We start from the raw sequence: 12,836 nt of genomic DNA on the forward strand, positions 1-12,836 counted from the left end.
GAAATGTACAAATTCATTTTGATACTTATGGTTAGCATACTGAACTCCCAGTCTAAATGCTGCATTAGTCCCGATTGGAATTTTCGTAAGTTGATTTACATCTTTAAGGGCACAAAAACGAAATTGATTTTCATTCTTGTTTCCTAGACCATCCAACTATATCCTATGAGAAAAGGTCTACCATTATCGCTAGAAAAAGCTACCCTCATTATTACGGATGTAGGTTATATCCGAGGCCAAATTCTGATTGGGTTTTCCGCTTAAAAATCTCGAATGAACACATTTCCAGCAACTGGCAGATCATGGCCACTTTCAATCGTCACACAATCTGTCCTTTCTGTACCCTACATAGTCCCTTCTGCTGAATGGATTCTTCCTTAAACTCTTTACTGTATTTTTTCACTTTGACATATACTAAATTAAGATAGAAAAATCTTAATTTAGTATATGTCAAATTAGGGCATATCAAGATATCTATTGCAATCCGGACACTCAATATCCCTCATTTTGGGTTAGGTTTGAGTTAGCATTCAGCTCCGTGTTTGCTATTGGGTACAATTGCCAATTAGTATTCCAGGTTCCCCCCTTCTCTACTGATATATCTTTCATCACATTATCTATTAACTTCGTACGCTTCAAATCAAGCCAACGATGTCCCCATTCCGAAAACAGCTCAACTCTTCGCTCTTGAAGCACCGCTATATTTAGAGAATCTTTTGTTGTTAAAGGGATATCTTCAAGCCCAGCCCTATGTCTAATTACATTTATATCAGCTACCCCTTCTTGTAATTTCCCCTGTTGAATTCTAGCTTCCGCTCTAATTAAATATTGCTCCGCCAACCTAAGTATCATAATATATTCTGTAGGATTATTATCAGAAGCCAATGCTCCAGATTTGTATTTATAAGGGAAAAAATACGTACCATTGTCAGTTACAACACTATCTATCCATTTTTTTCTACGCAAGTCTCCAATTTCAAAATTATCATATATATGACGACTTAAAACAACAGGATAATTATCTGTATTAGGTCCACTATCAGGTAAGACAAATACTTTTCCATCACCAGTGTTAGCACTTGTATTATCAACTACCTGCAACTGCCAAATTGACTCATTACTATTTTTAAGAAATGTAAAATCAAGTGAATCTAGTTTAAACAACGATTGATTCCCAATTACGATACTAGCTTGCTTTTCAGAATTCGTAAAATCAGAATTATATAGATAAACTCTCGCTAACAAGGCCGCAGCAGCCCATTTCGTGGGCCTTACACGTTCACTGGTACCTCCAATTAAGTTACCTGATAAAAAATTTTCACTTAAAAGGTTCTCTGCAGAGATAAGGTCATCTATTATTTGAGAGTAAATTAAATCAACACTAGATTTGCTTAAGGTTGAATTAATTATTGGATTAGTAGATAATACCAACGGAACCTCTCCGTAAAGATTAACTAAATAAAAATAACAAAAAGCTCGAATTAATTTAGCTTCACCTAACAATTGATTTTGAACCTCTGATGTCAAAGTATTTTTATTGGTTAAACCTTCAATCGCTGAGTTTGCATTAAAAATTATTCCATAATCATAATTCCATAAAAGAATATCATAGTCTGCTGTTAATGAATTTGCATAAAAATTATTTAAGAATACATTACTTGTATTAAAAAGTGTTAATTCGTCAGCTGATAAACCGGCGTAAAGAGATATACTAGTCAAACCTCCAGATCCACTAAAAGCATTATGATTATCTTTACTTATAGTTGAATAAATGTTCGTTACTGCAGCAATAGCAGTCTCATCAATACTATATACGTTTGTCCCATTAAGACTATTATTGGGAGGATCAATTGAGATTAGCCTACTACAACCAGTTTGTAGCATCGAGCAAAAGAATAAAAGAGCGAAAATGATATTTCTATCTTTATCCAATAATGGGAAATTATTCGAAGAGTTATGCGTTTTATTCATAAAATTAATCTTCAACTTATTATTCAATTAATTTTTTCAATTTAAAGAGTTACATTTATACCTCCCATTACAATACGAAGAGGTGGCAATATTGCGTTTCCACTTTCCGGGTCTAATCCTTTATAATTGGTGATAGTAGCAAGATTCGAACAATTTAATGTCAACCTACAACTTTCAATTTGCAATTTCCTAATCCACGACTCAGGCATTTTCCATGAAGCCGAAATGTTTTTAAACCTTAACACCCATGCGTCAGTGTAATTCATAGTACTTAGAGAAGTTGCAGCGAAAGAATTAGTACGAATAGAGGAAAATTTTTGAATTTGAGATACATCATTCGAAATACGCCATCTTCCCATCACATATTTAGGTTGATTTCCCGTATTAGTTGAAAAATAACCAGGGCCAGTATTAAATCCTGGATAGCCACTTGATACCACAACCTTTGTAAACTGGAGTAAAACATCTAACTCAAATCCTTTCCATGAGATTTGATTGGTAATACCACCATAAAACGTGGGAGTCAAATCTACCATTACAGTTCTATCTGTTGAATAAGAGGGAGAAGATGTTGCGCCTCCTTTTGAGTCTTCAAATTCATAATATCCAGTTTCAGTATTAACTCTTAAAAATTTATATAATCTAATTCCACTCATCGGTTTCCCAACTATATAACTTGATGCATAGGTTGAACTTGACAAACCAGGGAACGAAATAAGTTTATTCCTCGCAAATGTTATATTTAAATTAGTTGACCAACTAAATGCATGTTTTCTAATATTTATTGAGTTTAGACTAATTTCCAAACCACTATTTTGAATAGTAGCAGGTAAATTACGTGGATAAGAATTATTACCAGAAATCCAAGGTAATTTATAAGCCAAAAGTTGATTGGAGGAGCGATGGCGATAGTAATTAATACTTAAAAGAACATTATTATCTTTAATAAATCCTAGATCAACTCCAAATTGCATTTTCCGAGTTTCCTCCCATTGTAAGTATGGATTAGGTATCCCAGCAGGCATTAACCCAACAACCCCTTGATAAGCAATAGGTACATTATTAGGTATATAACTGTTAACATATTGATAGTCTCCTATTTGATCATTTCCGGTAGTTCCATAGCTTGCTTTTAGTTTACCAAAAGACAAGAATTGTAGATTTCGATGAATAAAAGGTTCTGATGAAAATATCCAAGCTCCTGCTACACTCCAAAAATTATGAAATAGATTTTCTGGTCCAAACCGTGATGAACCATCTCTTCTAGCTGCTAAATTAACTATATATTTATCCTTCAATCTGTAATTAATTATGCCAAATAAAGCATTATACTTATATCGAGAATCGACTGTTGAAGTTGCTGTTAAAGTTGCTGCAGACAAAGGATCTAACAAAAGCAAATCCGTCGAATAACCCGAACCATATAATTTAACTTGCCGATCAGCCTTTTGTTGCAAAGTTGAACCTACTAAAAATTCAAGATTTTCTTTGCCTACATTAAGTTTGTAATTTATTTGAGGTTCTATAATCCATGAAGATGTACTACCATAAGAATAATTAGCTGATCTAATAGAATACTTCCTCACCTCAGGGGCGTTGATAGTTAAAGGGTAAGTTTGATATTCATTTATTTGCATACTAGTATATCCTAAATTAGCTTTCACTATCAAACCGGAAAATATCTCATAATTCATCATAAAACTACTTATGAGGTTTTTTGTACTAACATCAGCTTGGGATTGAGTATAATTTAAAGGATTTCTCCAAGAAGAGGTACTATCAGACTTAAGAGCCCAATTCAATGTTCCATCTTTGTTATACAAGGGAGGTGCAACTGGCGACAGATAAAGAGCCGCTGTTGCTAAGTTGATTAGCGGCAAACGATTATCATCTACCATATAGGATCCAGACAATTGCATCTGAAATTTTCGATTTGCAGAAAGGTTATTTAAATTTAAATGAATTGCCCCCCTTTGATCTCCTAAGTTAGTAGGATACACTGTTGTTTCCTTATGATAACCAACGCCAACTAAATATTGAAATTTTTCTGAACCGCCAGATGCAGCTCCTTGAATATCATTAAATGTTGCAGTACCCCCAAGTAACTCTTTTTGCCAGTTAGTACTCCTTGTCGTATCCCATGTTCCATTTAAATCATAATCTGTTGGCAAAATTGGTCTTCCGTCATTTAACTTAGCCTCATGACGCATTTGCAGATATTCTTTTGCATTCAATAGGCTTAATTTTTCACCAACCCTACCTATCCCTGTTTGCAGGTTAAAATTTAACTTTAGAGGGCCTATCTTTCCTTTCTTCGTTGTTATCAAAATAGCACCTGCTGCAGCACGTGAGCCATAAATGGAAGTTGCATCAGCATCTCTCAAAATACTTATACTTTCAATATCATTAGGGTTAATAAAGCTTAAAGGACTACCTGATTGAGCATTAGGATTTATTATTAAATTACCAGAAGTTCCCATTGTAGTATTAGTAGAAGGTAATAGCTGAGACGCATATGGTACTCCATCAATCACATACAATGGATCCATACCTTTAGAGAAGCTATTTTGACCTCGTATTTGAACGGTTATCCCCGAATTGGCAACCCCACTATTTTGATTAATGACAAGACCTGGAACCTCTCCCTGTAAAGCCATTAGTAAGTTAGTAATTGGCTTTCTCGCGATCTTATCGGAACCTATTGTAGTAATAGTTCCAGGCAAAAAACGTTGATTAGTAGTAGTATAAGCTGAAATTACTGCCTCATCTAGTATATTTACATTTCCCTTCAAAACAAAGGACCTCTCTTGTAAAGCAACAGCTACATCTGATTCAAAAGTAACAAATCCCATGCTACTAATTACTACTTTAGTTCTTAGCGGTACCCCTTTCAATATAAATGTTCCATTATCTGCTGTAACAGTACCTATTGGCCTACCTCTTATTGAAATAGTTGCTCCTGGTATTGGATTCCCTTTTTCATCAATTACTTTTCCTGAAAGTATGATAGAAGAATCTACAGTATTAGTTAAGGAGATTTCATCCGTTGGTGTGTGTTTATTTTTTTTTATTACTATCGATCGTTCTCTTATTTCCCAACTATATTCCTTATTATCAAGCAAACCATTCATTAACATCTCTATTGTAAAACCTGAACCACTAATAGAAACCAATTTATTTTTATCTAGTTGATCATTACTATAAGTAACTATAAATCCAGTCAGCTTCTTTATTTCATAAAATACTTTATTAATTGGTACTTTATTAACTGAAATACTAATTAATTTTTGAGTTTGAACAATAGCTAAAGCATTAGAGGAAATGAATGATATTATTAAGACTATAATAATCTTTGAATAACGATTTGCAATAGTAATTACAGCTTTAATCATAAAGGTTAGTTTACTAGGTATAAAAGAGGAGTTAAATGTCAATATGATGCCTAAAAAGAAAATCTTATTTAAGTTGCATTTAAAAGATAAACATAACATTCCATAACATCTGTTAACCTTTCATTGATCCAAATGCATATCTATTTAACATTCCATTAACTTGAATCTGGTTGTGCTCTAGTTTTGAAATCTGTAAGCATCACTCTATGTAAAACGGTTTCGTAAGTTATTAGAAAATAAAAAGGGATAAGGATTGCAAGGTTGGATTATAATACTCCCCAAAAATCGGACAGTAAGTTTAAGTGGAAAAACATCTTAAATTTACGATATGAACAAGGGAAGAAGAAAGTTCAATGCAGCATTTAAAGCGAAGGTAGCAGTAGAAGCCTTAAAAGAACAACTCACACTTGCAGAGCTGGCTGAGAAGTATGATTTACATCCCACTCAGATAACGGAGTGGAAGAAACAGCTGTTATCAGGCTCTGAACAGGTATTTGATCAGGGTAAGAAAGCTGATTCTGAAGCAACAGATCACCAGGAAGAAAAGGATGAACTATATAAGCAAATCGGTCAACTCAAGGTAGAGAATGACTGGTTGAAAAAAAAATCTGAACAGGTCTATGGGAAGAACTGGAAGGATGGCTATAGTAAGCAAGGATGATACGGAGCTTAGCATTGTACGTCAATGTCAATTGCTTGAAGTATCCCGTAGCAGTCATTATCATGAGCCTAAAGGAGAGAGCAAACAAAATCTGGAGCTGATGGCTCAGATTGATCGTCTCCACCTTGAACATCCTTATTTCGGGGCTGTTCGGATGGCCAAACATTTGAGTACAGATGATCTGGTTGTCAATGTGAAGCGGATTAGGCGCCTGATGCGAAAAATGGATATTTCGGCCATATATCCGGTTCCCAATACGAGCGAGGCATATAAATACCACCAAAAGTATCCATACCTGCTAAAGGGGCTTAATATTGACAGGAACAACCAGGTTTGGAGCATGGATATCACTTACATTCCGATGGCGAAAGGTTTTATGTATCTGTGTGCGATTATAGACTGGCATAGCCGGTATTTGCTATCCTGGACGCTAAGTAATACCATGACTGTTGATTTCTGCCTGGAAGCCCTTCAAAAGGCCGTTTCCATCTATGGCACTCCTGAGATCCTAAACACAGATCAGGGAAGCCAGTTTACCAGTGAGGAATTCACCTCAGCGGTATTAAATGCTGAGATCAAATTCAGCATGGACGGTGTTGGAAGAGCTACAGATAATATTTGTATTGAAAGGTTTTGGCGTAGCATCAAATACGAGAACATCTATCTCAATGCTTACGACAGCACGCTGGAATTATACAAAGGAATTCACAGGTATGTGGAATTCTATAATTGGGAACGAAAACATCAAAGCCTTGGATATGTTACTCCTGCTGATGTTTATGGCGCTGCTGATAAGTTATCCACATATTCACAGCAATTCACAAAGAGAAAAAAAGTAACAAAAAAAGAGAAAGTTTATAATAGTAGTAATAGATTTGATTCTTTAATTAATAACCCACCTATTGCTGTCTAATAAATGGGGAGTATCTAAGATAGATGAAATATCTGGTAGCAATCTTAAAGAGCTAAAGCCTTCACAAAGGGTTTACTATCCGACATAACAGCGGTAAAAAATTCAGGCTCTCTTCCTTGAAACAACGGACAGATTGAGGGTTAAATTAATAAATGAAGATTATAAATCGGCAGATGTATGGTCTTGACCTAGAAATACAGACACCTAATTAAACTGCTTTTCTCAAAAATATATTTTTGCTATCTAATTCAAATTCATCCGGTGAGACTTACCCTAGGTAGGAGTGTTTTCTATTTCTGTTATAAAATCCTTCTATATTGCTAAAAATGATGCTACGAGCTTCTTTGATGCTAGTAAGTGTACCTGATGGATAGATCAATTCACGTTTTAAAGATGAAAAGAAAGACACTATTTCAAAAACTGTGTATAACTAAATTTAGATACTCCCCATTTATTAGACAGCAATAGGTGGGTTATTAATTAAAGAATCAAATCTATTACTACTATTATAAACTTTCTCTTTTTTTGTTACTTTTTTTCTCTTTGTGAATTGCTGTGAATATGTGGATAACTTATCAGCAGCGCCATAAACATCAGCAGGAGTAACATATCCAAGGCTTTGATGTTTTCGTTCCCAATTATAGAATTCCACATACCTGTGAATTCCTTTGTATAATTCCAGCGTGCTGTCGTAAGCATTGAGATAGATGTTCTCGTATTTGATGCTACGCCAAAACCTTTCAATACAAATATTATCTGTAGCTCTTCCAACACCGTCCATGCTGAATTTGATCTCAGCATTTAATACCGCTGAGGTGAATTCCTCACTGGTAAACTGGCTTCCCTGATCTGTGTTTAGGATCTCAGGAGTGCCATAGATGGAAACGGCCTTTTGAAGGGCTTCCAGGCAGAAATCAACAGTCATGGTATTACTTAGCGTCCAGGATAGCAAATACCGGCTATGCCAGTCTATAATCGCACACAGATACATAAAACCTTTCGCCATCGGAATGTAAGTGATATCCATGCTCCAAACCTGGTTGTTCCTGTCAATATTAAGCCCCTTTAGCAGGTATGGATACTTTTGGTGGTATTTATATGCCTCGCTCGTATTGGGAACCGGATATATGGCCGAAATATCCATTTTTCGCATCAGGCGCCTAATCCGCTTCACATTGACAACCAGATCATCTGTACTCAAATGTTTGGCCATCCGAACAGCCCCGAAATAAGGATGTTCAAGGTGGAGACGATCAATCTGAGCCATCAGCTCCAGATTTTGTTTGCTCTCTCCTTTAGGCTCATGATAATGACTGCTACGGGATACTTCAAGCAATTGACATTGACGTACAATGCTAAGCTCCGTATCATCCTTGCTTACTATAGCCATCCTTCCAGTTCTTCCCATAGACCTGTTCAGATTTTTTTTCAACCAGTCATTCTCTACCTTGAGTTGACCGATTTGCTTATATAGTTCATCCTTTTCTTCCTGGTGATCTGTTGCTTCAGAATCAGCTTTCTTACCCTGATCAAATACCTGTTCAGAGCCTGATAACAGCTGTTTCTTCCACTCCGTTATCTGAGTGGGATGTAAATCATACTTCTCAGCCAGCTCTGCAAGTGTGAGTTGTTCTTTTAAGGCTTCTACTGCTACCTTCGCTTTAAATGCTGCATTGAACTTTCTTCTTCCCTTGTTCATATCGTAAATTTAAGATGTTTTTCCACTTAAACTTACTGTCCGATTTTTGGGGAGTATTATAAATCGAGGTTTTATCGCCTCGATTTTTTAATTTTAAATATACACAGCAAACATGAAACCAGAAGACTTCATTACAGATGACTTTCTAAAGCAGTTCAAGACAGGTAAGGAATTGAATGATTTTCTTGCCCAGATTCAGAAGCGTGGGATAGAGAAGATGCTAGAAGGATAGTTAGATAGCCATTGGGGCAATGATAAGTATGAGCAGACTCAAAAAGACAACTCCCGTAACGGTTTTGGCAAAAAGAAGATCAAAACGAGTTATGGAGAATCAGAGATACGTGTTCCTCGCGACCGTGATGCCAGTTTTAACCCGATAATCGTTCCCAAACGCGAGAATATGGTTGAAGGCCAGGAAGAGGTAATTGTATCTCTTTATGCAAAAGGGATGAGTGTAAGTGATATTGAAGATCAGATAAAGGATGTGTACAATTTTGAAGTCTCCGGACCGACTATTAGCCGGATAACAGCTAAAGTAGCCGAGGATATCGTTGCCAGGCAAAACCGTCTATTAGAGGCTGTCTATCTAATCGTCTGGATGGATGGAATAGTTTTTAAGGTACGTGAAAACAGCAAAGTGATCAATAAAACGGTTCACATAGCTGTAGGACTTCGTCGTGATGGTCTGAAAGAAGTATTGGGAATGTGGTTAGGTAAAAATGAATCTGCAGCATACTGGATGACAGTACTGACGGATATGAGAGCCCGTGGCTTAGAAGACATACTGATCACCGCTACTGACAATCTGAATGGCTTTGCCCAAACCATTTGTTCTGTTTTCCCACAGTTCTCTACCCAGATCTGTGTGGTTCATCAAATCCGCAACAGCTGCCGCTATATGGTCTGGAAGGACAAAAAAGACTTCATAACAGATCTGAAAGATATCTATGGAGCTCCTACCAAACAAGCTGCATTGGCCGGTTTAGAAGCACTTGATGAAAAATGGACCGGCAAATATGCGTATGCAGTAAAGAGCTGGCGGGACAATTGGGACGAATTAACTGTATTCTTTGATTTTCCGATTGAGATCAGGCAATTCATTTACACTACTAATCTCATCGAAAATCTCAACGGCAAGATCAGAAAATACACCCAAAATAAGCTCTCGTTCCTAACAGATGATGCAGTATTGAAGTCTGTATACCTGGCGCTTAGAGAAGCATCAAAAAAATGGACCATGCCCATTAGAAACTGGGGCATGATCCTTAATTAGTTCTTGACTATCTTTGGTGATAGAGTAAGAATATAAATTATAATATAACCTCGAATTTAATATTTACACACTTATTGAAATAGTCCCAAAAGAAATTTTCAGCCACACTATTATCCCAGCAATTACCTTTTCTACTCATATCATATATCCATTTTGGCTTTGGTAATTTTAATCTGATATTTATAACTAGCATATTGAACTCCTCTATCAGAATGATGAATTAGTCCAGGAGCTGGTTTTCTTATTCGGATCGCCATACGTAATGTAGCCAGAACAAGATCTGTTTTCATTCTGGTATCCATAGACCAACCACTTTCCTTGAAAATAGATCTATTACAATTGCTAGATAAAGCCATCCCTCACTAGTTCGGATATAAGTGATTAATACTACAACCTAAAACCCGGCACAAAGTCCTTGTACTAAATTGCTCCGACATCTTTTTTATCACAAAGTATCTCTCCCGGAGCGGTATAGAAAGATACCGGCTGCTTTTTATAAGTACCTCGACCGCCTCTTTTAGCCTCGCATTTTCCTTTTGTAATCTGACCATTTCCTGATCAGTTGGGGTACCCTGACCCAGAAATGCTTTTTTTCGCCTGATGATCCTGCTGCCTTTTCCATACATAAAGCATGTAAGGGTGTACTCCAAAATCCTGAACAACTTAGGTTATACCATATTTGGCTGCTAAACGAAGAGCTTCTTCGTTGAACCCCTTACTGTAAGTCTTTCTCTTTGACATAATTACTAAATTAAAATTTTCATATCTTAATATAGTGTCCGTCAAACTAAGACAATAATTAGTAAGGGCATGTGGGATTTAATCTTTTGCGCATTCGATTAGTGTAGATTCTGGAACATGTTGACCCACCTCAATTTTTTTTCCCCCGAAATACACACTTATCGGTTTAACTGAATTTCTCTTTCAGTATGATAATGTAAATTACCATATATTAAAGGTTCTCATGAAGTTAAAAAGTATCCAATTTTTACGTGGAGTAGCTGTATCATTAGTTGTATACGCACATTCAATAGATCTACAGGAAGATCATTCAATTTCCTTTCAACAGAATTTTTATTATCTCGAAAATTTTGGTGCTATAGGTGCCGATTTATTCTTTGTTATCTCTGGTTTCATAATAAGTTATATAGCATCAGAATACAATGGGATTGAAAAAGGTTGTCTTTTTCTAAGAAAAAGATTCCTTAGAATAAATCCGCCTTATTATATTGCCTCTTTAATTCAAATAATTATCTTTCTTTCCTTTACAAGGATATCAAATGATGTTCTATTAAATGAAATTTTCGACACAATATTTTTATTTCCTATATGGGATGGAAAAGAAAGTTTAGAGCCTATTCTATCTGTTGGATGGACCTTGAGTTTTGAATGGTGGTTTTATTTAATTTTCTTCATTACAATATCATTTGGAATTAAAAAGAAATCTTTATGTCTGATTATTGTCTTTATAATAATAACCACATTAGGTATTTTTTTTGCAGGACATGATACTAGAATGATTTTTTTCCTAAATCCAATATTATTAGAATTCACAATAGGTATTTTGGTTTTTAACTTATATAATACTTTCAAGGTTAATGCCTCTTTAAGTTATTTTCTCCTTCTTATAGGATTGATTGGATATATGCTAAATATCCGCTTAGGTTATGGTGAAATTTCGGAATTGAATAGCATTATAATTGATAATAAAGGTTTAAAAAGAACATTATTATGGGGTATCCCAAGTGGTTTTATCGTAATGGGCAGTATTTACTTAGAAAGACATGATAAATTAACAAAACTATGGAATAATAATTTAGGTCTCCTACTTGGTAACGCTTCTTTTTCCATTTATTTAATTCATATCCCTGTATTTTACTTGATTGCTGTCTATTATAAAAGATATGGTTTTTATATTATTCCTGATTTATCGATACTCTTACATTTATGTCTATCATTAGTAATAGGAATTTTTTTTTATTTCTGGATTGAACGAAAGTTATTGATTACATTTAACTTGGCTTAGTAATTGTACAATCCAATTCTGTATTGGTAGTAGCCAATCATCTTGCTTCATTCTTAAAACAAAACCATGATCTCCTTTTGAATACAAATGAATTTCCGCAGATACCTTATTTTTAAGGAGCGCCTGATAAAAAACCAAACTATTATTAACTGTAACCAAACTATCATCTTCAGCATGTATAATATATGCTGGTGGTGTATTAATATCTACATAATTTTCGTTTGAAAAAGAATCTATAACAAGTTGTGATGGATTCCTTCCTAATAAATTATTCCTTGATCCAAAATGCGTTAAACTATCTTTCATACTTATCACTGGATAAACTAATATTTGAAAGTTGGGTTTTAAACTCACATTTTTAGGGTTTGTAATATAACTTATATTAAATTTTGTAGAAATTCCAGCGGCTAAATGTCCTCCTGCGGAAAATCCAATTACTCCAATTGCATTCGATTTTATCCCCCATCGTAAGCACTGACTCCTGATTACCTTAATAGCGGTCTGAGCATCCTGCAAAGATTCTATACTTATATTATTAGAGCTTGCATTACTAGGTAGACGATATTTTAAAACAAATGCAGTGATACCATGATTTGCAAACCAGGCTGCAATATTTGTCCCTTCCTCATTATAAGCGAGAAATTGATATGCTCCTCCTGGGATTACCAAAATACCAATTCCAAGATTATTATTCTTCGAAGGACTAAATATTTGCAAGGATGGATACGATGTGTTTAAATATGCATCCGAATAAAGAGAACTATCTAATATAATCTCACTCATTTTATCTCTGGGATTATTCGGAACCATATCATACAATAATGGAATAATTTGGGCATTTAGTGAATAAATTCCTATAAATATAAAAGAACAAATAAATCCTATTAATTTACTCATCGAA

The 12,836-nt window shown here is 35.1% G+C and carries 7 protein-coding genes and 3 pseudogenes; 4 read left to right on the plus strand and 6 right to left on the minus strand.

The genetic code is table 11. The features are described 5' to 3' along the window. Nucleotides 1-492: 492 nt before the first annotated feature. Complete coding sequence (locus QQL36_RS03660) at nt 493-1,971, minus strand: RagB/SusD family nutrient uptake outer membrane protein (protein WP_321568954.1); 1,479 nt, start codon at nt 1,969-1,971, stop codon at nt 493-495. A gap of 41 nt (nt 1,972-2,012) precedes the next feature. After that, the gene (locus tag QQL36_RS03665) at nt 2,013-5,363 is read right to left on the minus strand and encodes a SusC/RagA family TonB-linked outer membrane protein (RefSeq protein ID WP_321568955.1); all 3,351 of its coding nucleotides are present in this window, start codon (nt 5,361-5,363) and stop codon (nt 2,013-2,015) included. A gap of 328 nt (nt 5,364-5,691) precedes the next feature. Between QQL36_RS03665 and QQL36_RS03670 the strand changes: the two genes are divergently transcribed. Continuing rightward, nucleotides 5,692-6,024, plus strand: coding sequence for a transposase (locus QQL36_RS03670; RefSeq protein WP_321566443.1), 333 nt, complete (start codon nt 5,692-5,694; stop codon nt 6,022-6,024). Continuing rightward, nucleotides 5,984-6,937, plus strand: a complete 954-nt coding sequence (locus tag QQL36_RS03675) for an IS3 family transposase (protein ID WP_321568416.1) — start codon at nt 5,984-5,986, stop codon at nt 6,935-6,937. Before QQL36_RS03670 ends, QQL36_RS03675 begins: the two co-directional genes overlap by 41 nt. A gap of 268 nt (nt 6,938-7,205) precedes the next feature. On the opposite strand, the pseudogene QQL36_RS03680 reads toward QQL36_RS03675, so the two are convergent. Both QQL36_RS03680 and QQL36_RS03685 read right to left on the minus strand, forming a co-directional pair. Continuing rightward, nucleotides 7,206-7,343: pseudogene (locus tag QQL36_RS03680) on the minus strand (IS3 family transposase); the annotation flags it as partial. Nucleotides 7,344-7,391: 48 nt separating this feature from the next. Continuing rightward, the gene (locus tag QQL36_RS03685; protein WP_321566426.1) at nt 7,392-8,636 is read right to left on the minus strand and encodes an IS3 family transposase; all 1,245 of its coding nucleotides are present in this window, start codon (nt 8,634-8,636) and stop codon (nt 7,392-7,394) included. A 247-nt stretch (nt 8,637-8,883) separates the two neighbouring features. On the opposite strand from QQL36_RS03685, the pseudogene QQL36_RS03690 reads away from it, so the two are divergent. Next, a pseudogene (locus tag QQL36_RS03690) lies at nt 8,884-9,909 on the plus strand (IS256 family transposase); the annotation flags it as partial. An 88-nt stretch (nt 9,910-9,997) separates the two neighbouring features. On the opposite strand, the pseudogene QQL36_RS03695 reads toward QQL36_RS03690, so the two are convergent. Then, a pseudogene (locus tag QQL36_RS03695) lies at nt 9,998-10,291 on the minus strand (DDE-type integrase/transposase/recombinase); the annotation flags it as partial. Nucleotides 10,292-10,873: 582 nt separating this feature from the next. On the opposite strand from QQL36_RS03695, the gene QQL36_RS03700 reads away from it, so the two are divergent. Then, on the plus strand, nt 10,874-11,935 hold the full coding sequence (locus QQL36_RS03700) for an acyltransferase (RefSeq protein WP_321568956.1): 1,062 nt from the start codon (nt 10,874-10,876) through the stop codon (nt 11,933-11,935). Here the strand turns inward: QQL36_RS03700 and QQL36_RS03705 are convergent. Further along, nucleotides 11,909-12,832, minus strand: coding sequence for an alpha/beta hydrolase (locus QQL36_RS03705; protein WP_321568957.1), 924 nt, complete (start codon nt 12,830-12,832; stop codon nt 11,909-11,911). The genes QQL36_RS03700 and QQL36_RS03705 overlap by 27 nt on opposite strands. Nucleotides 12,833-12,836 lie beyond the last annotated feature (4 nt).

This window comes from Chitinophaga sp. LS1, assembly GCF_034274695.1.
GTDB lineage: Bacteria > Bacteroidota > Bacteroidia > Chitinophagales > Chitinophagaceae > Chitinophaga.